Annotated in this window: 20 protein-coding genes; 12 read left to right on the top strand and 8 right to left on the bottom strand. The window is 71.4% G+C overall.

Annotation, left to right across the window (positions count from 1 at the left end; all coding sequences use genetic code 11):
- Positions 1-419 precede the first annotated feature (419 nt).
- From ACH4SP_RS37415 to ACH4SP_RS37405, 3 genes are all read left to right on the top strand, one after another.
- A complete protein-coding gene (locus tag ACH4SP_RS37415) occupies positions 420-1,856 on the top strand; it encodes an MFS transporter (protein ID WP_398422001.1) in 1,437 nt (478 codons plus the stop codon).
- 132 nt (positions 1,857-1,988) lie between these two features.
- Entirely contained in the window at positions 1,989-3,278 is a 1,290-nt protein-coding gene (locus tag ACH4SP_RS37410; RefSeq protein WP_398421999.1) for an activator-dependent family glycosyltransferase, read from the top strand.
- 79 nt (positions 3,279-3,357) lie between these two features.
- Positions 3,358-3,663: a muconolactone Delta-isomerase family protein gene (locus ACH4SP_RS37405; RefSeq protein ID WP_398421997.1), complete on the top strand. Its 306-nt coding sequence runs from the start codon at positions 3,358-3,360 to the stop codon at positions 3,661-3,663.
- Between the two features lie 105 nt (positions 3,664-3,768).
- Here the strand turns inward: ACH4SP_RS37405 and ACH4SP_RS37400 are convergent, their stop codons facing one another.
- A complete protein-coding gene (locus ACH4SP_RS37400; RefSeq protein WP_398421995.1) occupies positions 3,769-5,289 on the bottom strand; it encodes an FAD-binding oxidoreductase in 1,521 nt (506 codons plus the stop codon).
- Positions 5,290-5,478: 189 nt separating this feature from the next.
- On the opposite strand from ACH4SP_RS37400, the gene ACH4SP_RS37395 reads away from it, so the two are divergent.
- The 5 genes from ACH4SP_RS37395 to ACH4SP_RS37375 all read left to right on the top strand — a co-directional run bounded on the left by ACH4SP_RS37395 (position 5,479) and on the right by ACH4SP_RS37375 (position 10,535).
- Entirely contained in the window at positions 5,479-6,261 is a 783-nt protein-coding gene (locus ACH4SP_RS37395) for an SDR family NAD(P)-dependent oxidoreductase (RefSeq protein ID WP_398421993.1), read from the top strand.
- 70 nt (positions 6,262-6,331) lie between these two features.
- Complete coding sequence (rfbC, locus tag ACH4SP_RS37390; RefSeq protein WP_398421991.1) at positions 6,332-6,997, top strand: dTDP-4-dehydrorhamnose 3,5-epimerase; 666 nt, start codon at positions 6,332-6,334, stop codon at positions 6,995-6,997.
- Complete coding sequence (rfbD, locus tag ACH4SP_RS37385) at positions 6,994-7,890, top strand: dTDP-4-dehydrorhamnose reductase (RefSeq protein ID WP_398421989.1); 897 nt, start codon at positions 6,994-6,996, stop codon at positions 7,888-7,890. The genes rfbC and rfbD overlap by 4 nt, the downstream gene beginning before the upstream one ends.
- A 186-nt stretch (positions 7,891-8,076) precedes the next feature.
- Complete coding sequence (locus tag ACH4SP_RS37380) at positions 8,077-9,273, top strand: hypothetical protein (RefSeq protein ID WP_398421987.1); 1,197 nt, start codon at positions 8,077-8,079, stop codon at positions 9,271-9,273.
- A complete protein-coding gene (locus tag ACH4SP_RS37375) occupies positions 9,270-10,535 on the top strand; it encodes an SRPBCC family protein (protein WP_398421985.1) in 1,266 nt (421 codons plus the stop codon). Before ACH4SP_RS37380 ends, ACH4SP_RS37375 begins: the two co-directional genes overlap by 4 nt.
- Before the next feature lie 108 nt (positions 10,536-10,643).
- Here ACH4SP_RS37375 and ACH4SP_RS37370 read toward each other — a convergent pair whose 3' ends face one another.
- The 3 genes from ACH4SP_RS37370 to fabG form a co-directional block, all read right to left on the bottom strand.
- On the bottom strand, positions 10,644-11,831 hold the full coding sequence (locus ACH4SP_RS37370; protein WP_398421983.1) for a cytochrome P450: 1,188 nt from the start codon (positions 11,829-11,831) through the stop codon (positions 10,644-10,646).
- Between the two features lie 74 nt (positions 11,832-11,905).
- Entirely contained in the window at positions 11,906-12,844 is a 939-nt protein-coding gene (locus ACH4SP_RS37365) for an aromatase/cyclase (protein WP_398421981.1), read from the bottom strand.
- An 86-nt stretch (positions 12,845-12,930) separates the two neighbouring features.
- Positions 12,931-13,716, bottom strand: coding sequence for a 3-oxoacyl-ACP reductase FabG (gene fabG / locus ACH4SP_RS37360; RefSeq protein ID WP_398421979.1), 786 nt, complete (start codon positions 13,714-13,716; stop codon positions 12,931-12,933).
- A 201-nt stretch (positions 13,717-13,917) separates the two neighbouring features.
- Between fabG and ACH4SP_RS37355 the strand changes: the two genes are divergently transcribed.
- Positions 13,918-14,364: a nuclear transport factor 2 family protein gene (locus ACH4SP_RS37355; RefSeq protein WP_398421977.1), complete on the top strand. Its 447-nt coding sequence runs from the start codon at positions 13,918-13,920 to the stop codon at positions 14,362-14,364.
- Positions 14,365-14,457: 93 nt separating this feature from the next.
- On the opposite strand, the gene ACH4SP_RS37350 is transcribed toward ACH4SP_RS37355, so the two are convergent.
- The 4 genes from ACH4SP_RS37350 to ACH4SP_RS37335 all read right to left on the bottom strand — a co-directional run bounded on the left by ACH4SP_RS37350 (position 14,458) and on the right by ACH4SP_RS37335 (position 18,261).
- The gene (locus ACH4SP_RS37350; RefSeq protein WP_398421975.1) at positions 14,458-14,721 is read right to left on the bottom strand and encodes an acyl carrier protein; all 264 of its coding nucleotides are present in this window, start codon (positions 14,719-14,721) and stop codon (positions 14,458-14,460) included.
- A 55-nt stretch (positions 14,722-14,776) separates the two neighbouring features.
- Entirely contained in the window at positions 14,777-16,018 is a 1,242-nt protein-coding gene (locus ACH4SP_RS37345; protein ID WP_398421973.1) for a ketosynthase chain-length factor, read from the bottom strand.
- A complete protein-coding gene (locus ACH4SP_RS37340) occupies positions 16,015-17,289 on the bottom strand; it encodes a beta-ketoacyl-[acyl-carrier-protein] synthase family protein (RefSeq protein ID WP_398421971.1) in 1,275 nt (424 codons plus the stop codon). Before ACH4SP_RS37340 ends, ACH4SP_RS37345 begins: the two co-directional genes overlap by 4 nt.
- A 240-nt stretch (positions 17,290-17,529) precedes the next feature.
- The gene (locus tag ACH4SP_RS37335; RefSeq protein ID WP_398421969.1) at positions 17,530-18,261 is read right to left on the bottom strand and encodes a helix-turn-helix domain-containing protein; all 732 of its coding nucleotides are present in this window, start codon (positions 18,259-18,261) and stop codon (positions 17,530-17,532) included.
- A gap of 238 nt (positions 18,262-18,499) precedes the next feature.
- Here ACH4SP_RS37335 and ACH4SP_RS37330 point away from each other — a divergent pair, with 238 nt between their 5' ends.
- The 3 genes from ACH4SP_RS37330 to ACH4SP_RS37320 all read left to right on the top strand — a co-directional run bounded on the left by ACH4SP_RS37330 (position 18,500) and on the right by ACH4SP_RS37320 (position 22,714).
- Positions 18,500-19,168 carry a DUF4097 family beta strand repeat-containing protein gene (locus tag ACH4SP_RS37330; RefSeq protein ID WP_398421967.1) on the top strand — a complete coding sequence of 223 codons (669 nt, stop codon included), beginning with the start codon at positions 18,500-18,502 and terminating at the stop codon, positions 19,166-19,168.
- 38 nt (positions 19,169-19,206) lie between these two features.
- Positions 19,207-20,334, top strand: a complete 1,128-nt coding sequence (locus ACH4SP_RS37325; RefSeq protein WP_398421965.1) for a serine hydrolase domain-containing protein — start codon at positions 19,207-19,209, stop codon at positions 20,332-20,334.
- Between the two features lie 103 nt (positions 20,335-20,437).
- The gene (locus ACH4SP_RS37320; RefSeq protein ID WP_398421963.1) at positions 20,438-22,714 is read left to right on the top strand and encodes a DPP IV N-terminal domain-containing protein; all 2,277 of its coding nucleotides are present in this window, start codon (positions 20,438-20,440) and stop codon (positions 22,712-22,714) included.
- The last annotated feature ends 11 nt before the right edge of the window (positions 22,715-22,725 follow it).

The raw sequence follows: 22,725 nt of genomic DNA, 5'->3' as shown, positions 1-22,725 counted from the left end.
TGCCCGTGCGGCGGCGGCTTCGATGTCCACGCGGCAACGACTTCGATGCTGGCGCGGCAACGGCTTCGATGCCCGCGCAGCGACGGCTTCGATCGATTCCGGCCAGAGCGTTGCTATTCAGTCAATTTGACATGACTGCAGACCCTGCCCAGGAGCGCATAATTCCAAATTGTCAAGTCGCGGATTTCGCTGGTCGCCCAGACCATTGATCTCCGATTCTGTCAAATCGCATTGGTGCATTACTTCATGTGAAACAAATCAGGAATTGATGTATGGTCACCGCGATCCGCACGCCTTTCGCGTGCTCGGCGAACTGACGAGGAGTAGGTATGGCGGCTCATTCGGCGTCCCCCCAATCGCCGGAAGCTACGTCCGCGGTGGGTGGAGCCCGCTTTGCGGGGCGCACCGGAATTTCACTCATGATCATCGTGCTGTGCCAGCTCATGCTGGTCCTGGACCTGATGATCGTCCAGATCGCCCTGCCCGACATGAAGACCAGCCTCGGGCTGACCACGGCCAACATGTCGTGGGTGATCAGCGCCTACGCGCTCGCCTTCGGCGGTCTGCTGCTCCTGGGCGGCCGGGCCGGCGACGTCCTGGGCAAGCGCAGGATGTTCCTCACCGGAGTCGCGGTCTTCACCGTCGCCTCGCTGGTCGGCGGCATGGCGACCGAGGGCTGGTGGCTGCTCACCGCCCGCGCCCTGCAGGGTGTCGGCGCGGCGCTGGCCTCGCCCAGCACCCTCGCGCTCATCATCTCCCTCTTCGAGGAGGGCCCGAAGCGGGCCCGTGCCATCGGCATCTACTCCGTGGTCGGCGGAGCGGGCGCGGCCCTGGGCCTCATCCTGGGCGGCGTCCTGACGGACGTCGCGTCCTGGCGCTGGGTGCTGTTCGTCAACGTGCCCATCGGCGTCCTCGTCCTGGTGCTCACGCCGCTGTTCATCAATGAAATGCCCCGGCAGCGGGCCCGCTTCGACGTGGCGGGAGCGCTCACCTCGACCCTCGGCATGGTCGCCCTGGTGCACGGTGTGACCAACGCGTCGGAGCACGGCTGGGGCGACCCGTCGACGCTGATCGCCTGCGCGGCGGCCCTGGTGCTCCTGCCCGCCTTCTTCGTCATCGAGAGCAAGTCCCGCCAGCCCATTCTCCGGCTCGGCCTGCTCGCCGGGCGCACCCGCGCCGGTGCGTACATCGCCGTGCTCCTCGTCCAGGGCAGCATGATCGGCATGCTGTTCTTCCTCTCCCAGTACGTGCAGCAGATCTTCCACTTCAGCCCGCTCGTCGCGGGCCTGTGCTTCCTGCCCGTCACCGCCGCGGTGGTCCCGCTGGCGAAGGTGGTCATCACCCTCGTCATGAAGGTGGGCGGCAGGGTGCTGGTCGTGTTCGGCGCCGGTCTCATCACCGTGGCCAACCTGTGGCTCACCCAGCTGGACCAGAGCAGCAGTTACTGGCTCGGGGTGCTGCCCGCGCTGCTCGTGTACGGCTGCGGGATCGCCTTCTCCACCATCCCGCTCACCATGCTCGCCGTTTCCGGTGTGCCGCCCGAGGAGTCGGGTTCCGCCTCCAGTGTCCTCAACGCCGTTCAGCAGGTGGGTGGTTCGCTGGGTCTCGCGGTCCTGGTGACCGTCTTCAGCCAGGGCGAGCGCAGCGGCGCGGCCGACGTGCCGCGCGACCAGGGCGCGACCGCGGTCAGCGAGCACCTGCTCGTCTCGGGCATGGGCTGGGGCTTCACGGCCGCCACCTGCTTCGCGGCGGCGACCGCGGCCGTGGCGCTGTTCGTCCTGCCGCGCAAGCAGGCCGACGCGCCCGCCCAGGCGCAGAGCCAGCCGGAGTCCGACCCGGCCGGCACCCCGGCCTGACCTGCCCTGTGGAGCGGGGGCCGGCCGGGTCCTGCGACCGGCCCGGCCCCCGCTCCAGGGGCGCTCAAGCCCCACGTTAGCCCCACGTTCCAAGCTGCCTGGGCCAGTTGACCCCAGCCGGAAAGGCAGCCGATGCGCGTACTGATAGCCGCGCCCGCCCTGGACGCCCACTTCAACGGCTGTGTGCCGCTGGCGTGGGCCCTGCGCACGGCGGGCCACGAGGTACGGGTGGCCAGCCAGCCCCCGCTGACGGAGAGCATCACCACCGCAGGCCTCACCGCCGTCCCCGTCGGCCACGACCCCGAGATCGTCCGGGTGATGGCCGACGCGGGCCCGCGGATCTACGCCCACCACGAGGGCCACGACCTGATGAACCATCAGGACCCTTCGCAGGAGCGGGAGTTCCTGCGAGCCAGCAGCGAGATGCTGACGGAGGCGTTCTACTCGCGGATCAACAGCGAGCAGACCGTCGACGACCTCGTCGCCGTCTGCCGCGACTGGCAGCCCGACCTGGTCCTCTGGGAGACCTTCACCTTCGGCGGCGCGATCGCGGCCCGCGTCGCGGGGATCCCGCACGCCCGCGTCCTCTGGGGCCCCGACCTCTTCCTGCACATGCGCACCAGCCTCCTGGGCCGCCTCGCCCAGGACGGCGTCGACCCGGCCCGCACCCCGGGCGCCGACCCGCTGCGGGACTGGGCCACCGGCCAACTGGCGCGCCACGGCCTCGACTTCACCGAGGAGACCGTCACCGGGCAGTGGCGGATCGACCAGATGCCCGCCAGCATGCGGCTCGCCCCCGGACAGTCCACCCTCACCATGCGGTACGTGCCCTACAACGGCCCCGGCCCCGCGACGGTGCCGTCCTGGCTGCGCGGCGCACCCGAGCGCCCCCGGATCTGCCTGACCACCGGGCTGAGCGTGCGCACCATCGACTCGCCCGACGGCCGCGCCGTCACCACCGGCGACTTCTTCGAGGCCGTGGCGGGGCTCGACGCGGAGGTGGTCGCGATCCTCGGCGAGGCCGAGCGTGCGCGGCTGACGTCCGTGCCGGACAACATCCGGGTGGTCGACTTCACGTCGCTGCACGTCCTGCTGCCCACCTGCTCGGCGATCGTGCACCACGGCGGTGCCGGGACCTGGGGCACCGCGGCAATCCACGGCGTGCCGCAGATCGTGCTGGCCTCGATGTGGGACAACGTGCACCGCGCCCGGCGCACCCAGGAGCTGGGGGCCGGCATCTTCCTGCCGCCCGCCGAACTGACCCCCGCCCTGCTCCGCACGAGCCTGGACCGCGTGCTGTACGAGCCCTCGTTCGCGAAGGCCGCGCAGGAGCTCCGTACCGAGATCGTGGCGGAGCCGAGCCCGAACGACCTCGTGGCCGCCCTGGAACGGATGACCGCGGAGCACACCGCTCAGCGCTGATCATCCATCAACTTCCGCTCCACAAACCGTACTTCAGCCCCACAAGCCGTACTTCATCCCCACTTCAGGAGGAACACCCATGGCACTGTTCGCCGTTCTGGCCACGCAGGACCCCGCGGGCATCAGCGCCGACGAGTTCAGGACCCGGCTGCCCGAGGGCTTCGCGTACACCAAGAACCTCGCCGACAAGGGCGTCATCAAGCACAGCTGGGTCCGGGTGGGCGCCTCCGGCGGGCTGCTCATCTACGACGTGGCCTCGCACGAGGAGCTGCTGGGCCACCTGTACGACAACCCCATGAGCCCGCACCTGAAGTTCGAGGTCATTCCGCTCGCCGACCCCAAGGCGTTCCACTCGACCTCGTACCAGGAGAAGAACAAGGGCTAGCAGGAAGCGGTCCGCCCGCTGCACGGGGAGGGCGCCGGGGCTTGAATGCCCCGGCGCCCTCCTCGTGTGCCCGTCGGTCCGGGTGCCCGTCGGTCCGGGTGCCCGTCAGTCCTCGGGCAGCGCGATCGACAGCGCGTGCCGGAAGACGTTCCCGGGGTCCCACTGCGCCTTGGCGCGCTGCAGCCGCGGGTAGTTGTCCTTGTAGTAGAGGGTGTGCCAGGGGACTCCCGAGGTGTTCCACTCGGGGTCCGCGAGGTCGGCGTCCGGATAGTTGATGTACGTGCCGTCGCACGACTCGTCCGGTACGGGAACCCCGCCGGTGTGCGCGTACATGTCGCGGTAAGCGGCCCGGATCCAGGCGAGGTGCCGGTCGTCCTCGGCCGGGTCCTTCCACAGGTCGACGTAGAACGCCTTGAGCACCGCACTGCGCTGCGCCGTCGCGGTGGCGTCCGGCGCCACGGCACCGACCTGGCCGCCGTAGGACATGAACAGCACGCCGCAGCCCGGGTGCCCGTAGTCCATGTCGGTCAACGCCCCGTACATGACGTCGAGTTGGCCGTCGGTGTACCCCTTGCGGAGGTACGCCGCCTTGCCCTTGGAGCGCATCCCGGTCACCGTGTCCGGCAGCGTGGGGTGGAGCATCGACTGGAGCCAGGGCCTGGTCAGCACCGTGTGGTGGGGCCCCAGTCCGACGCCCTCGTCGAGGCATGCGACGTAGTCGTCAAGGAGTTCCCTGGCGCCCGGGGCGTCGGCGTCGATCTGACAGTTCGACAGGATCACGCCCGAGGCCTGGTGCATCACCCCGAGCACGGTGAACATGGCCGCGCCGGGAGAGCCGGGGGCGCTGTTGCGCTCGTGCCACCGGGCGTGGTTGCCCAGCAGTGTCCGGAAGCGTTCGGGCGTCATGTCCTGCCAGGGCCAGACCACCATGCTGTCGAGGACGCGGGATGGCGGGCGGGGCAGCAGGTCGGCGGGGTCGTCGCTGTCCTGGTGGCCGCGCATCCAGTAGCGGGTCACGACGCCGAAGTTCCCGCCGCCGCCGCCCGTGTGCGCCCACCACAGGTCGCCGAGTTCGCCCTCGCTGTCCCGGGTGGCCACCACGCTCCTGGCCGTGCCGGTCTCGTCGACCACCACCACCTCGACCGCGTACAGGTAGTCGACCACGCAGCCGTGCAGCCGTGCCAGCGGCCCGTACCCGCCGCCGAGGATGTGCCCGCCGGCCCCGACCGTGGGGCAGGAGCCGCCGGGGATCGTCACCCCCCAGCCCTTGTAGAGGGCCCGGTACACGGCGCCGAGCTGGGCGCCCGGCTCGATCGCGAAGGCCCCCATGCCGGGGTCGTAGTACACCTCGTCCAGCTGGGACATGTCGATCAGGAAACGGGTGTCGGGGCCGTCGACGAAGTCCTCCAGGCAGTGCCCTCCGCTGCGCACCGCGATCCGCCGGCCGGCGTCCACCGCGTCCTGCACCGCCTGTACGGTCTGCTCCGCCGAGCCGACGACACGGATGTGGTCCGGGCTGCCGGTGAAGCGGGTGTTGACCCCGTTGACCAGATCGACGTAGCGCGGGTCGGCGGCCCCGATGGACACCGGGCCCAGGGGCGGGCGGTGCCGTGCGCCCTCAGTCATGCCGTACCTCTTCCGTTCCCTGAAGTTCGCCCGTGAACCGGCTGTTGACCGGCCGGGCCTGCCACCCCACCACCTCACACAAGAGGGCTCGAATGCCGCTGGATCACGGGGGCGGAGCGGCGCGGGGACCAGCGGACGCCGAGCGGCCTTCGAGTGCGGTTCGAGCGGCCGCCCCTAACGTCCGTCACCGTGACCGAACTGACGAACCACCCAGACCGCGCAGAAACGGAACCGAGGACCGTCGTGATCACCGGCGGCGGCAGCGGCATCGGCCGGGCTACCGCCCGGCTGTTCGCCGCCCGGGGCGCGAACGTCCTCGTGGTGGGGCGCGGAGCCGCGGCCCTCGCCGAGACCGCCGAGGACCACCCCTCCATCAGCACGCTCGCCGTGGACATCACCGCGCCCGACGGGCCCCAGCAGGTGGTGACCGCCGCGCTCGAACGCTTCGGCAGGATCGACGTACTGGTGAACAACGCCGCGCTGGGCATCCAGGGCAACCTGGACGAGCTGGCGATCGAGCCCCTCGACGCACAGCTCGCCACCAACCTGCGGGCTCCGATCCTGCTCACCCAGCAGGCACTGGACGCCCTCTCGAAGACCTCGGGCACCGTGGTGAACCTCAGCACCTCGGGCTCGCTGGGCCGCCGGGCCTGGCCCGGGATGTCCGTGTACGGCGCTTCGAAGGTCGCCATGGACTTCCTCACCAGGACCTGGGCGGTGGAGTTCGCCCCGCGCGGTGTGCGCGTGGTGGCGCTGGCACCGGGCGTGATCGACACCGGCATGGCCACCCGCAACGGCGCGGGCGCCGACGCGTACGACGCCTTCATCACCGGCATGCGGGAGCGGATCCCCGCCGGGCGGGTCGGCAGCCCCGAGGAGATCGCCTGGTGGGTGGTCCAACTCGCCTCTCCCGAGGCCCAGTACGCGAACGGCACGGTGGTGGCCGTGGACGGCGCCCTGTCCGTCCAGTAGCGACCGCACAGACCAACGACCGCACAGACCAACGAACACGCAAGAACGAACGCGCAAGGAGGAACGTGCCGTGCGAGCACTGCGTATCCCCGGGGCCTGGGTGGAAGAGCCCCGGCTGTTCGACGACTCCCGCGGAAGTTTCCACGAGTGGTTCGGCGGCGACGCCCTGGAGGACGCCACCGGCCGCCGGCTGACGCTGGCCCAGGCCAACCAGTCGGTGTCCCGGCGCGGCGTCGTCCGGGGCATCCACTTCAGCGACGTCCCGCCGGGACAGGCGAAGTACGTCACCTGTGTCCGGGGCGCGGTCCTCGACGTGATCGTGGACGTACGCACCGGCTCCCCCACCTTCGGCGAGTGGGAGGCGGTACGGCTCGACGACCGCACGCACCGGACCGTCTTCCTCTCCGAGGGCCTCGGCCACGGCTTCGCCGCCCTCACCGACGAGGCCACGGTGGTCTACCTCTGCTCCACCGGTTACAGCCCCACGCGCGAGCACGGCGTGCACCCGCTCGATCCGGAGCTCGGCATCGAGTGGCCCGCGGAGGCCGGTGTCCCGCTGCTGTCGGAGAAGGACAGCAACGCACCCTCGCTCGCCGAGGCGCGCGATCTGGGGCTGCTCCCCTCGTACGCGGAGTGCCAGCGGTTCACGGCGCCGTACGCCGGATCCACCGCCGGTCCGCAGCGGGCGCAGCAGACGCAGCGAGTACAGCGGGCACAGCGCGCGGTGTCCGCATGAGCCGACCCTGGCTGGTGACCGGCGCCCGGGGCATGCTCGCCCGCGACCTGCTGGCCGCGCTGGCCGCGTCGGGGACCGAGACGGTGGCGCTGGACAGGGAGCAGCTCGACATCACCGACCCGCGGGCCGTCCGCGACGCGATCCGCGTCCACCGTCCCCGCACCGTGGTCAACCTGGCCGCCTGGACGGCCGTCGACGACGCGGAGCGGCACGAGGACGCCGCGGCGCGCGTCAACGCCGACGGGCCCCGGCTGCTGGCCGAGGCCTGCGCGGACTCCGGGTCCCTGCTGCTCCAGCTGTCCACCGACTACGTCTTCCCCGGCGACGGCCTGCGCCCGTACGGCGAACAGGACGTGACCGGGCCGCGCACCGCGTACGGGCGTACAAAGCTGGCGGGCGAACGGGCCGTGCTGGCCACGCTGCCCGAGCTCGGTTACGTGGTGCGCACCGCCTGGCTGTACGGCGCGCACGGCAGGAACTTCCCGCGCAGCGTGCTCGCCCAGGAGCAGCGGCGGCAGACCCTCGAAGTGGTCGACGACCAGCACGGCCAGCCCACGTGGACCGTGGACCTGGCCGACCACCTGGTGCTGCTGGGCCGTGCCGCGGAGCGGGGGGACGCCCCGCCCGGCGTGTACCACGGGACGAGCGGGGGCCAGGCGACCTGGTTCGGTCTGGCCCGCGAGTGCCTGCGGCTACTGGGCGCCGACCCCGACCGGGTCCGCCCCGTCAGCAGCGCGGCCCTGGACCGGCCCGCCGCGCGGCCCGCGTACAGCGTGCTCGGCCACGACGGCTGGTCCGGCGCGGGGCTCCCCCCGATCCGGCACTGGCGCGACGCCCTGGCCGCGGCGATGCCGTCCCTGGCGCTCGCCGGGCGGGTCGGCACGGGGTCCTGAACCGGGCACCGCAGGACATCCCGGCGCATGGGCGACCGTGCGCGAGTCGCCTTCGGCCCCGGCGAGTTGCCTTCGGCCCCGGACGGACAACTGCCCGCACGAGTCGGCTTCGACCCTGGTGCGAGCCGCGGTCCCTACCGTCATTCGCGCCCCCTCCCGGTCCCACCGCAGAGAAAGCGACCGTCTATGACCCCGGATCAACTCACCGAGCGCCTCACCCTGTGCGGCACCGCACCCGACAGCGAGCTGGCCGCGCTGGTCAAGGAAGCCGGTCTGGAGCAGATCGGCGCCGTGCTCGCCGACGAAGTCCTCTTCCGCTGCGACGAGCCCGTGAACACCACGCCCGTCGACATCGCGCTGGAGATCCTGCACGGGGGCGAGACGCACCGCGTCGTCCTGCGCATGGTCCCCGGCACCCCGATCCGCGTCCTGGACGGCGGCGACACGTCGGCGGTGATCCGCCGCCACCTGCGGATCGAGCTGAGCGACCTGGTCCAGCGCCTGTACGGTCCGCTGCACCGCCAGCACAGCGGCGACTTCACCGACATCTTCCTGCCGGACCGCCCGGAGAACCTGAGCGAGCTGCCGGACATCCTGAAGGCCACCCACCAGGCGGGCGGCACGCTGCTGTCCGGCTGCACCAGCGAGGCCCCCGGGCTCGGCTCGCTGTCCGTGAAGTACGGATCCGACAAGTGGGCCAGTTTCCACTGGTACACGCAGCACTACGAGAACCACTTCGCGAAGTACCGGGACCGCCCGGTGCGCGTCCTGGAGATCGGCATCGGCGGGTACGCGGCGGACCTGGGCGGCCCCTCGCTGAAGATGTGGAAGCGCTACTTCCACCGGGGCATGATCTTCGGCCTGGACCTGTTCGACAAGTCCGCGCTGAACCAGAACCGGCTCAACGCGCTCACCGGCGACCAGGGCAACCCCGAGGGGCTGCGCGAACTGGCCGAGAAGTACGGGCCGTTCGACATCATCATCGACGACGGCAGCCACGAGAACGAGCACGTGCGGGTGTCGTTCGACGCCCTCTTCCCGTACGTCAAGCCCGGCGGCCTCTACGTCATCGAGGACCTCCAGACCGCGTACTGGCCGAGGTTCGGCGGCACCCCGGGCCCGGTCACCGCGCCGGACACCTCGGTCGGGCTGCTGAAGCGGCTGGTGGACGACCTCCACTACGCGGAGTTCGACCCGAAGCCCGAGTCCAGGTCGCTCACGCAGCAGCAGGTCATCGGCGTGCACACGTACCACAACATCGCCTTCATCGAGAAGGGCGTGAACGGCGAGACCAGCATCCCCGCCTGGATGGACGACGAGGCGTGGAAGGCACTGGGGGCGATCACTCCGGAGGAAGGCCGGCTGGAGGGCGAGTCCCGATGACCACCGAGACCACCGAGACCACCGGGATCAGCGGGACCACCGGGACCGCCGGGACCGCCGGGATCAGCGGGGGCGCGGTGACCACGGGGAACTCCAGGAGCACGGGAAGCACGGGAAGCACGGAAGGCACGGGCGGTACGGGGAACTCCACCGCCCTCGACGAACTGCTCGGCGAGCTGCGCGAGTACCTCTCGCCCGTCCCGCCGGCGATGAGTCTGCCGCCCCGTGCGTTCGCCAGCCCGGAGCTCTACGAGCGCGAGCGCGAGGTGATCTTCGCCCGCTCCTGGGTGCTGATCGGCCACGTCGACCAGTTCGCCAGGCCGGGCGACTACCTGGCGCTCGACATCGCGGGCGAGCCCGTCGTCGTCACCCGGGGCAAGGACGGGGCACTGCACGGCATGTCGCCGGTCTGCCGCCACCGTCTGATGCCCCTGGTCGAGCCGGGGCAGGGCAACACCAAGGACTTCACCTGCTCGTACCACCTGTGGCGCTACGACCTCAGCGGGAAGCTGATCGCCGCGACCCACATGCGCAACAACCCCGACTTCGACCCCGCGTCCTGCCGTCTGCCGGGCTTCGCCGTCGAGGAGTGGCACGGCCTGGTGTACGTCAACCTCGACCCCGAGGCACGGCCGCTGGCCGAGGAACTCGCCCTCGTCGAAGCCGAGATGACCAACTACCGACTCGACGACATGGTCCTGGTCTCGCACTGGACCGAGGACTGGAACTGCAACTGGAAAGTGGCCGTGGAGAACGGCTACGAGAACTACCACGCGATCGGGTTCCACCCCGAGACCGTGAAACCGCTGATGACCGGCGGGATCGACATGGACGTCCACTACGACTCCCCGACCGTCTCCCGGCTGCTGACCCCGGCGGGCAACCCGACCCCGCCGGCCGTGCTGCCGCTGACCGAGGAGGAGCAGAAGGTGCTCTACAGCTTCCGGGTCTTCCCGTGCGGCAGCATCGCCACCTTCGGCGAGACGATCGCCTGGCTCAGCCTCATCCCCGTCTCTCTCGACCGCACCATCGTGCGCGGGGGCACGCTGATGCCCCGTCAGCTGGTGGAGCAGGTCGGTCTGGAGAACCTGCGCGGTCCCCTGGAGAAGTTCACCGAGCAGGTGAACGCCGAGGACCGGCGGGGCCTGGAGGCCGTACAGCGCTCCATCACCTCGCGCTACGCCGCGCGGGGCCACCTCAGCCCCAAGGAGCCGGGGCTGCTCGCCTTCTACCGGTCGCTGGCGCACGCCGTGGCCCGGTAGGCGGGCGCACAGCACAGCAACCACCGGCAGGCGGAACGGCGGAGGGCCGAGGGGATTTCTCCCCTCGGCCCTCCGCCGTTCCGGCTCTTTCCTGCGAGTACGTGGCCGCTACCGCTTGTGCACCCGCAGCGGCAGCCGGGTGGGCGCCAGCAGCCCGTCCGGGTCGTGGTACTCGACCTTCTCCCCCTCGACACTGAACTCCCGGTAGCGGGACAGCAGTTCGGTCAGCGCGACCCTGGCCTCCAGCCGGGCGAGCGGGGCGCCCAGGCAGACGTGGGCGCCCTTGCCGAAGGAGAGGTGGCGGTGGTTCGTGCGGTCCGGGTCGAAGACGTCGGGGTCGGGGAACGCGTCGCCGTCCCTGGCCGCCGAGATCAGGGCCACGCTGACCAGCGCGCCCTTCGGGATGCGGTGCCCGCTCAGCTCGGTGTCCCTGGCCGCCCTGCGGTCCAGCCAGACGAGCGGGGAGCGGTAGCGCAGCACCTCCTCGACGACCGAGGGCAGCAGCTCCGGGTCCTTGCGCAGCCTGTCGACGATCTCGGGGTGCTCGTCGAGGCAGAGCACCGCGTTGCCCAGCAGGGCGCTGGTGGTCAGGAACCCGGCGATCAGCAGCAGCCCGAGGAAGCCGACGATCTCCTGGTCGTCCAGCCGCATGCCCTGGGTCTCGGCCCGCAGCAGGTCGGCGATCAGTCCCTCCCCCGGCGCGGCCCGGTGCTTCTGCACGAGCTCCTTGAGGTACGTGTTCATCTCGCGGACGGCCGGCGCCATGGCCGCCATGCCCTCTTCGCTGCGGATGGCGTCGACGCCGTTGTCGACCAGCAGCGCGTAGGCCCACTTGCGGAAGAGCGGGTGGTCCTCCTTGGGCAGGCCCATCACCTCGGCGATGACGGTGACGGGGAGCGGGTGGGCGAGGTCGCCCACCACGTCGATGGTGCCGCCCCTGGCCTCGGCGGCGTCCAGCAGGTCCTTGGTCACCGCGGCGATCCGCGGTTCGAGGCTCGCCACGAACCGGGGGGTGAACGCCTGGCTGACCAGCCCGCGCAGCTCCCGGTGCCGGGGCATGTCCATGTTCTGGAAGTTGCCCTTCTGGAACGCGGTGAGCTCCTCGACGTCCGGCATGAACTCGCTCATGTCGTTGGAGAACGTCGCGGGGTCCTGCATCACCTTGAGACCGTCCGCGTACCGGAAGACCCGCCACCGGCCCGACTTCTCGTCATGGCTGACCGGCTCGTCCCTGCGCATCCGCGCGTACCAGGCCAGCGTGTCCTGCATCTCCTGGGAGAAGTGCGGACCACCCATCGGTATCTCTCCTCGTCTTCGTTCCCGGGCCCTCGGCCACGGGCCTCGTGGGGCGTTCGGGGCGGCGCCCGGGTTCAGCCGCGGAGTGCTTCCGCGTACTCCTTGGCGTGGCCGAGGGTGGCTCGGCTGTTGGTGCTCAGCGCGTGCTGCACGTACGCACGGGCGTCGGCCTCGGTGCGTCCCGCGCCGAGGATCCGCTCGATCGCGTCGGGCCTGATGATGACGGTGTGCTGGGAGGTGACGTCCACACCGTCGCCGTTCGCCGTGACGGTCCAGCAGCCGGTGTGCGCCGTCATCAGTGCGGGCACCGTGGTCTGCTTGTAGACGATCCGGTCGGCGCCGAAGACCACGCGCACGGACTCGGTGGTGTGCACCGAGCCGTCGGCGGCCCTGGTGTCCATGGCCATCACCTGCACGCCCGGTTCGTCCTCGGTCAGGTCGAGCCGGTCGACGTGCGGCAGCCGCTGCGGCCACAGGTCGGCCCGCTGGAGGAACTCGAAGACGTCCTTGCCGTCCGCCGCGACGTGCACGGTGTCCTCGAAGTCGAACATCAGGTCGCCGAGCCGGTCGTACTCCTCGGCGACCCGCTTGATTCCGGCCAGTTCGGCCTCGCTGTTGCGGTCAAGCGCGGTGTTCACCCAGTCGACGCCCTCGGGGGCGTCGTCGACGACCGTGAAGTCGTGGCGCAGTTCCAGCCGTGAGCCCGCGCCCTCCGGGATCACCGTCCAGGTGCCGCCCATGGAGGCCACCGGTGCGGTGGACACCTCCTGGCGGAAGGTGACGGACCGCTCGGCGCGGTTCAGCTCGCGGCGCGAGATCCAGTGCTTGACCGCCCCGTTGGCGGTGGCCCAGATGTGGATGCGCTCGTCCTGCGCACCCTTGTCCAGGTGCTCGACGTGGATGTTCGGCGCGAAGAACTGGGGCCAGCGCGTGACGTCGGCGATGATCTCGTACACCGTCTCGGCCGGGGCGTCGACGGTGACGGTGTGGGTTGCGTGATGCCTCTCGGGCACGAAGGATCCTTCCGTTCCACGGGGTGGAGGAGGGGGTGGCGGATGCGGTGGTCCGGGGTCCGGCCGGTCCGACCCCCTGCCGGGGCTCAGTAGTTGCCGAGTCCGCCGCAGACGTTGAGCGCCTGCGCGGTGATGGACGCCGCGACGTCGGTGGCCAGGTAGCCGACGAGTCCTGCGACCTCCTGGGGCGTGGAGTAGCGGCCGAGCGGGATCTTCGACTGGAAGCGCTCCAGGATGTCCTCCTCGGTCGTCTCCCAGGCGGCCGCGTAGCCGGAGCGCACGCGCTGGGCCATCGGCGTCTCGACGTAGCCGGGGCACACCGCGTTGACGGTGATGCCGCTCGGTGCGAGTTCCTTGCCGACGGCCTTGCTGAAGCCGATCACTCCGTGCTTGGAGGCGGAGTACGGGGCGGCCAGGACGACGCCCTGCTTGCCCCCGGTGGAGGCGATGTTGATGATCCGCCCCCAGCCGCGGTCCTGCATGCCGGACTGCTTGAGCACTTCCCGGGTCACCAGGAAGACGCTGTTCAGGTTGGTGTCGATCACGTCGTACCAGAGCTCGTCGGCGAGGTCGGCCGTCACGCCGCCGCCGTTGCGGCCCGCGTTGTTCACCAGTACGTCGACCCGGCCGAACGCCGCCACCGCCGACGAGACGAGCGCGCGCACCGACTCCCGGTCGCGCACGTCGGCGGACGTGCCGTCGGCCTCCAGGCCCTCGGCCCTGAGCTCCTCGACGGTCCGCTTGACCGCTTCCGCGTCACGGGCGCAGACGAAGACCGCCAGCCCCTTCTGCGCCAGGTCCTTCGCCACGGACAGGCCGATTCCACTGGTGGCTCCCGTGATCAGGGCCACTCGCCGCTCTTCACTCACCATGCTGGGCACTCCCCTCGGATGTAGTCGGCGTTCACCCTTTCCGACGGGACTCGCACGGGAGTCGAAGAGCGCTGGACGGCGGGCGCCGGACGGCCCGGACGGCGGACTCCAGCAGGCGTCGAGGGAGTTTGCAGGCGGGGGCGCGACCATCGGCGGAGCCCGTGTTCCCGAGTTTGTGAACTCCCCAGGAAAGGTCCTCAGATGACCGTCACAGAGGTGTCTCCCTCCGGCATCGGCTCCGCCGGTCTGTACCAGGAGATCCAGCAGTTCTACGCCACGCAGATGCAGCTGCTGGACACCGGCAGGGCCGAGGAGTGGGCCGCGACCTTCACCCAGGAAGGCGTCTTCGACGCGAACGCGTTCCCTCAGCCCGTGGCCGGCCGCTCCGCCATCTCTGCCGCGGTGCGCAAGGCCTGCGACGACTACGCGGCGCGCGGCATCCAGCGCCGCCACTGGCTGGGCATGCTGGCGCTGGAGGAGAACGGGACGGGCGAGGTCGTGGCGAACTCCTACGCGCAGGTCCTGGAGACCCCCCGCGGCGGGCGCCCCGAGCTGCGTGCCAGCACCTCCTGCCGCGACGTGCTGGTGCGGGAGGCGGGCCGGTGGCTGGTGAAGCACCGTCAGATCCACCGCGACGACCTCGACTGAGCCTCGGCGCTCAAACGCCCGTCACGACACCGTCCGCCGGAAGCCTCCTGGCTTCCGGCGGACGGTGTCGTGCGTCGTACGGGCGGTACGGGGTCAGCTGCTGGCCCCCGCGCTCAGGCTCGCGTTGACGAACTCCAGCAGCAGGCCGGGGGTGCTGGCCTCGGCGACGGTCTCGTCGGGCAGCACGATGTTGTGGTCGCGCTCGATGATTCCGGCGGCCTGGAGCACGGCGAGGGAGTCGTATCCCAGGTCTGTGAAGTCGACGTCGGCGACGTCGCCCGCCAGGTCCACGCCCTCCTGCTCGCCCGCGCACTCGCGCAGCAGGCTGGTCAGTTCGGTCAGCGTCATCTGTGCCATGGGAAAACACCTTTCGGGTGGGGGTACGGATTCGGTGGTCGGGCCGTCGGACCGCTCAGGCCGACGTGTGGGTACGTTCGTCCGTCACCACGGCGGCCGCGTTGAAGCCCCCGTGGCCCCGGGCGAGCACCAGGGCGGCGCGCACCAGGCCCCGGCGCACGGAGGTGACCAGGTCGAGCCGGTGGTCGTCCGCCGGATACGCCACGTGGACCGTGGGAGGCAGTACGCCGTTGCGCACGGACAGCAGCGCCGCCGCCAGGTCCAGCGAGGCCCCGCCGGCCGAGAGCCTGCCGGTCATGGTCTTGGGAGCGGTCACGGGGACTCCGTAAGGACCGAAGACGTCCCCGATCGCCTGTGCCTCCTGCTGGTCAAGATCCGGCACGCCGGCCGCGTCGGCGAACACGACGTCGATCTGCTGCGGCGTCAACTGGGCCTGTTCCAGGGCGAGTTCGATGCACCTGCGCAGTGCGGGACCGCCGGGGCGGCCCGGTGCGGGGTCGAACGTGGCGGCGTAGCCGGCCAGTTCCCCGTACGTCTGCGCGCCGCGCGCACGCGCCGCCTGCGCGTCCTCCAGTACGAGGATGGCCCCGCCCTCTCCGGGCACGTGCCCGCAGGCGGCGTCGCTGAACGGCAGGTAGGCGCGCGCGGGGTCCGCCTGGGTACTCAGCCGCCCGCCGGCCAGCTGGGCGGTCCAGCCCCAGGGGCAGATCGCCCCGTCCACGCCGCCGGTGACCATGAGGCTGCTGCCCTTGCGCAGCTGGCGGCGGGCCTGGGCGATCGCGTCCAGGCCGCCCGCCTGCTCGGTCACCAGGACGCCGCTGGGGCCCCTCAGCCCGTGCCGGATGGAGATCTGGCCGGTGTTCACCGCGTAGAACCAGGCGAACGACTGGTAGGCGCTGACGTGCTGGCCGCCCTTGCTGCGCAGCGCCTGGAGTTCGCGCTGCCCGAACTCGAAGCCGCCGGCCGATGCGGCGGTGACCACTCCGGCGGCGAAGTCCGGCAGTTGCTCCGGGTCCGCCTTGGCGTCGGTGAGCGCCTCCTCGGCGGCGGTGAGCGCGAGCCGCGTCATGTGGTCGGTCTGCGGCAGCAGCCGGCTGGGGATGTGGGCCTTGGCGTCGAAGCCGGGCACCTCGCCCGCGAGGGTCGCCGGGTAGCCGGAGGCGTCGAACCGGGTGACCGGTCCGATGCCGTGCTCGCCCGCCAGGGTGGCGTTCCACCAGGCCTCGACGCCCAGGCCGTTGGGGGCCACGACGCCGATGCCGGTGAAGACCGGGGGTGTCTGCGTGGGGGTGCTCATGCCGCTGCCTTCCGTTCCGGCCGGGTGAGGACCATCGCGCTCTGGAATCCGCCGAATCCGCTGCCGACGCTCAGCACCGTGTCGACGCGCGCCTCGCGGGCCGTGAGCGGCGTGTAGTCCAGGTCGCATTCGGGGTCGGGCTCGTGCAGGTTCGCGGTGGGGGGAATGAGCCCGTGCTCCATGGCGAGTACCGAGGCGGCGATCTCCAGGGAGCCGATGGCCCCCAGGGAGTGGCCGATCATCGACTTCACCGAGCTGACGGGCGTCTCGTAGGCGTGCCGGCCGAGGCTGCGCTTGAAGGCCGCCGTCTCGTGCCGGTCGTTCTGCTTGGTGCCGGAACCGTGCGCGTTGATGTAGTCGACGTCGGACGTCGCGGTCCTCGCCTCGTCGAGCGCGGTCCGGATGGCCTCGGCCATCTCGGCGCCGTCCTGGCGGAGTCCGGTCATGTGGTACGCGTTGCTGCGCGAGGCGAACCCGGCGATCTCCGCGTAGATGTGGGCCCCCCTGGCGCGCGCCTGCCCCAGCTCCTCCAGTACGAAGACGGCGGAGCCCTCGCCCAGGACGAACCCGTTGCGGGTCCGGTCGAAGGGCCGCGAGGCGTGCTCGGCGTCGTCGTTGCGCGGCGAGGTGGCCTTGATCGCGTCGAAGCAGGCCACGGAGATCGGCGAGATGGGGGCGTCGGTGGCACCGGCGATCATCACGTCGGCGCTGCCCTCCCTGATCAGTTCCACCGCGTGCCCGACGGAGTCGAGACCCGAGGTGCAGCCGGTGGAGACCAGCGAGGTGGGGCCCTGGGCGTCGACCGCCCAGGCCACTTCGGTGGCGAAGGAGCTGGGGACGTAGTAGCCGAACAGGTGCGGGGCCGCGTAGGCGTGGTCGACGTTCCACTTCGCGCCGCCGTCGCTCACCACGTCGTACTCCACGTCGAGCCCCGTGGTGGCGCCCACCGCGCTGCCGAGGGTGACGCCCCGGCGGTGCGGGTCGAGGGCGGCGAGGTCCAGGCCGCTGTCCGCGACCGCCTCCCGGGCGCTGACCACGGCGAACTGGGCCGCCCTGTCCATGCGCCTGATCTCCTGCGGGGTGAGCCCCGAGGCTGCCGCGTCGAAGTCCACCTCGGCCGCGATCCGGGAACGGAACGACGAGGCGTCGAACAGGGTGACCGGCCGGGTCGCCGTCCGCCCCTCGGACAGCAGCGACCAGAAGGGCGCGGTCCCGCCACTGCCGCCCGGAGCGACCACCCCGATGCCGGTGATGACGACGCGCCTGCTCATCGCGGACCGCCTGTCCGGCCTGCCGCCGGGCGGGACACCCGGCGGTCGTGAAGGGCGCGCGTTGTCTCCACGGCGCTTCCTCTCTGCTCGGTTCACTGTCCCGTCGACGGTGCGCCGACGCCCTCAAACCGTGCTCGACCCTCGACGGAGCCCGCCGCGCAGGAGCGGCGGGCGGGGCCCTCCGGCGGGCGCTTTCCTTCGGCGGGCGGGCGGGTCGCGCGGCGGGCGGCCCTGCGGCAACTACTCGCCGTCCGGGGCCGCTTCGGGTTTCGCGTGGAGGATCTCGCGGGCCTGTTCGGCGGCGCGGGCGATGCTCTCGGAGACGAAGTCGAGGAAGCGGGCGATGTTCTCCAGGCGGGCGGCGGCCGGGGTGCCGGGGCCGAGGACGCCGACGCCCTCCCGTGCGGTCTCGACGAGCTGGGCGGTGGAGCGGGCGCTGGCCATCATCGCCTGGTACCAGATGTCGTCGTCGACGACGTAGCGCTCGCGACGGCGTTCGTCGCGTTCCCTGCGCACCAGGCCCTGGCTGTCGAGGAACGCGATCGCCTTCGAGACGGACGCCGGGCTGACCTCAAGGTGCTGGGCGAGTTCGGCCGCGGTGAGGCTGCCGGAGTCGGTGAGGGTGAGGCCGGCCATCACCCGGGCCATCATCCTGGGCATGCCGGAGGCCATCTGGACGGCGGTGAACACCTCCTCGTACGCGCGCACGGCCTCGGGGTCGCGTCCGTGCGGCTGCGGTGCGGCCGCCTGCCCGCGGGGCGCGGTCTGCCCGCGCCGCCGGGTACGGCGTTCGGTGGCGCGGTGGGCGAGGTCGGCGCGGTAGGCGGTGGGGCCGCCGTTGCGCATGACCTCGCGGGTGACCGTCGAGGTCGGGCGGTCGAGCCGTCGGGCGATCTCCGCGTAGGCGAGGCCGTCGGCCAGTCCCAGCGCGATCTGCTGACGTTCCTGCTGGGTGAGTCTGCCTCCCGGCATCGCGGTCTCCTTCGCTCTCGTCGCCCGTGGTCGTCCCGGGCGGCCAGAGCTTAGCGTTCACTCTCATTACATTGCAACGATCGGACAGCTGACGTTGCATTATGCGTCAAGGACACTGCAACGAAATACCCGTATCCACCTGCGGTGATGGCGATTTGATGCAACGACAGCGTTGCCAGCTTCGTGAAGGCAACGTAGCGTTTCGGTCATCGGAAACAACGAGCCAAAGGAAAACACCATGCAGTTCACCACCCCCTCCCCCGTCTCCGCCGTCCTCGACATCCCCGCGGGCAGCATCCGGCTCATCGCCGCCGACCGGGCCGACACCACGGTCGAGGTCCTCCCCTCGAACGCCTCGAAGAGCCGCGACGTGAAGGCGGCGGAGCAGATCACGGTCGACTACCGGGACGGCGTCCTGCGGATCGAGGCCCCCGCCGCGAAGAACCAGGCCTTCGGCCACTCCGGATCCGTCGAGGTCACCGTCCAGCTGCCGGCCGGCTCCCGCGTCGAGGCGAAGACGGCCACCGCCGAGTTCCGGGGCGTCGGACGCCTCGGCGACGTCAGCTACGAGAGCGCGCACGGCTCGGTCAAGCTCGACGAGACCGACGGCGCCCGCCTCGCCCTCCAGGCCGGCGACATCCAGGTCGGCCGCCTCGGCGGCCCCGCGGAGATCAGCACCCAGAAGGGCGACCTGCGCATCACCGAGGCCGTACGCGGCGAGGTCGTGCTGCGCACCGAGGCCGGCGAGATCAACATCGGCGCCGCCCGCGGCGTCTCCGCCACCCTCGACGCCGGCACCGCCTACGGCCGCATCCACAACTCCCTCAAGAACGCCGACGGCGCCACCGCCGCCCTGAACATCCGGGCCACCACCTCGTACGGCAGCATCACCGCCCGCAGCGTCTGACCCACACCCCTCTCTCCCCCAGGACAAGGAGCGTCGTCATGCCGAACCCGACCGTCACAGCGAACGAACCGCGCAACCAGGACGAGAACAACACCGCGGGCCAGGACCGCCCCGAGCTGCAGAACGCCCTCCAGTCGTTCGTGGACTCCGGTTTCGCCGGGATACAGCTGCGCGTGCACGACGCGCGGGGCGAGTGGACCGGCAGCGCCGGTGTGGCCGAGCTGGGCGGGCACGCGAAGCCGCCGACGGACGGGCACTTCTGGGTGGGCAGCACCACCAAGACCTTCGTCGCGACCCTGGTGCTGCAGCTGGTCGCCGACGGCGTGATCGCTCTGGACTCCCCGGTCGCCGACCACCTGCCCCGGTTCGGACTGGACCCGCGGATCACCGTACGGATGCTGCTCCAGCACACCAGCGGGCTGTACAACTACACCGGCGAACCCGGCCCCGGCGGCACGTTCGTACCGGGAATCCCGGCGACCGGCAAGGAGTGGGTGGACAACCGGTTCCACACCTACCGGCCGCAGGAGCTCGTACGGTTCGCCCTGTCCGAGCCCGCCCGGTTCGCCCCGGGCACCGACTTCGGCTACTCCAACACCAACTACACACTCGCCCTGCTGCTGATCGAGGAGGTCACCGGCCGCCCGTACGCCGAGGAGATGCGGCGGCGGATCCTGGACCCGCTCGGCCTGTCGGGCACCGTGGTGCCCGGCGCCTCGCCGGAGCTCCCGGAGCCGCACGCCCACGGCTACTGCCGCTACCAGGACGCCGACGGGTGGCAGACGGCCGACGTCACCCGGCAGAACCTCTCGCTGCTGGCCGGCGCGGGGGACATGATCTCGACCACCCAGGACCTCCACACCTTCGTCTCCGCGCTCATGGGCGGCAGGCTCCTGCCTGCCCCGCTGCTGGCCGAGATGAGCACGCCGTACGGGCAACTCGGCTACGGACTCGGGCTGTTCGTGCAGGACCTGGGCCAGGGCCGCGGCACCGTCCACCACCACAACGGCAGCCCGCCCGGGGGCTACGGGGCGCTGATGTACAGCACCCCCGACGGCCGTACGACCCTGACCGCCTCGGTGACCATGGGCGACGCCGCGATCGACCCGGCGCAGGTGTTCCCGAAGGCCCTGGAGAACCTCCTGAAGGAAGTGTTCCCCGGCTGACCGCGCCACCGAACTCCCCGCGCCCGTCCACCACTTGGCGCGCGAACAACGAAGCAACGATCTGCACCGTGCGCGCCCCCGGCGCCGAGGAAGGACCAGAAGCATGAGCACCAACGAGAACTACCAGGCCGCGGAACAGCTCCTGCGCCGCCCCGCCCGCCCCGGCGAGCTCGTCGTCGGCGACAAGGTCAGGCCGCAGTGGATCGACGGAGGCGCCCGCTTCTGGTACGCGGTGAACACCGGCGCCGGCAAACGGTTCGTGCTGGTCGACCCGGCGGCGGGCACCCGCGAACCGGCCTTCGACCACACCCGGGTCGCCGCCGCGCTGACCGCCGCCTCCGGGCAGGCGGCCGACCCCGACGCACTGCCCTTCACGGGCATCCAACTGGCCGCGAACACCGTGGAGTTCGACGCGTTCGGCGCGTACTGGCGCTGCCACCTGGACAGTTACACCTGTGAGCCGGCCGAGTTCACACCGCCGGGCAGCCCCCTCGAAGTGCCGTCGCCCGACGGAAAGTTCGCGGTGTCCCGGCGCGGGCACGACCTGTGGGCGCGCTCGCTGGCCGACGGCCGCGAGTGGGCGCTGACCACCGACGGCGCCCCCGACCACCAGTACGGCGTGGGTCCCGCCGCCACGGGCAACGCCACCCTGCTGCGCAAGATCGGCCTGCCGCACCTGCCGCCCATGGTGGCCTGGTCGCCCGACTCCACGAAGGTGCTGACGCACCGGACCGACGAGCGCGAGGTCCGCCAGGCCCATCTCGTGGAGGCCAGGCCCGCCGACGGCGGCGCGCCCGTCCTGCACACCCAGCGGTACGCCCACCCCGGTGACGCGCACCTGCCGCAGGCCGAACTCGTCGTCCTGGACGTCGCCGAGGGCACGGTGACCCGCGCCCGGGCCGAGCCGCTGCTCATGCCGGCGATGTCCCCGATCGCGACCCGGTGGGCGTGGTGGGGTCCGGACGGCTCGGCCGTGTACTACCTCGACCGGCCGCGCGACCCGCGCACGCTCTCCCTGCGTCGGCTGGACCCGGCCACCGGCGAGGTCACCACCGTGCTCAGCGAGAGCGGGGACACCCGGGTGGAGCCCAACCAGTCGTTCTACGAGCCGCCGATCGTACGGGTGCTGGACCACGAGGTGCTGTGGTACTCGCAGCGGGACGGCTGGGGCCACCTGTACCGCTACGACCTGCGCACCGGTGAGCTCCTCGGGCAGGTCACCTCCGGGCAGTGGGCGGTGCGGGAGATCCTGCGCGTCGACGAGGCCGCACGGGTGGTGCACTTCACCGCCTCCGGGCTCGTCGAGGAGGACCCGTACCGGCGCACGGTGTGCCGCGTCTCGCTGGACGGCTCCGGCTTCGCCAGGCTCACCGACGACGAGCTGGACCACGTCGTCACCGCGGCGGCCGGCCAGGAGTACTTCCTCGACTCGGCGTCCACCGTCGACACCCCGCCGGTGACCCGCGTCGTCGACTGGACGGGCCGGGTGCTGGTCGAGCTGGAGCGGGCCGACATCAGCGGGCTCGTGGCCACCGGGTGGACCGCCCCGGAGCGGTTCCGCGTCAAGGCCGCCGACGGGGAGACGGACGTCTACGGGGTGCTGTACCGGCCGCGCGGGTTCGACCCCGCCCGCCGCTACCCGGTGGTGGACAACGTCTACCCCGGTCCGCAGGTCGCCCGGGTCGCCCCGTGCTTCGACCCCGGCGGGATCGGCATGGACGCGGAACCCCTCGCGGCGCTGGGCTTCGTGGTGGTGGCGCTGGACGGGCGGGGCACCCCGGGGCGGAACAAGTCCTTCCACGACGCCTCGTGGGGCCGCGTGGCCGACGCGGGCAATCTGGCCGACCACGTCGCGGCGCTGCACCAACTGGCCGCGTCCCGGCCGTGGATGGACCTGGACCGGGTGGGCGTGCTCGGCCACTCCGGCGGCGGCTTCGCCGCGGCGCGGGCGATGCTGGACTTCCCCGGGACGTACCGGGCGGGGGCCGCGCTCTCCGGCTCGCACGACGCCCGTCACTTCAACCCGGGCTTCGTGGAGACCTACGACGGCGCGGACGACCCCGAGGCCTGGGCCCGTACCTCCAGCGTGGAGCTCGCGGACCGGCTGACCGGCAAGCTGCTGCTCGTGCACGGCGAGCTGGACGACCAGGTCCACCCCACCCACACGCTGCGCCTCGCCGACCGGCTCGTCGCCGCGGGCAAGGACTTCGAACTGCTCGTCGTACCAGGGGCCGAGCACACATTCATCGACTGCCTGGCCTACGTACGCACCCGCTGCTGGGACTTCCTGGTACGGGAGCTGATGGGCACGCAGCCGCCGTCCTACCGGCCCGCGCCCATCGCCATCGGCCCGGAACTGCTCGCCGAGATGTTCGCCTGAAACCCGACACA

It is taken from the genome of Streptomyces sp. NPDC021093, from assembly GCF_044333135.1.
GTDB lineage: Bacteria > Actinomycetota > Actinomycetes > Streptomycetales > Streptomycetaceae > Streptomyces.
Note: the sequence above shows the minus strand (reverse complement) of the source record. Positions and strands in the feature narration are given on the sequence as shown.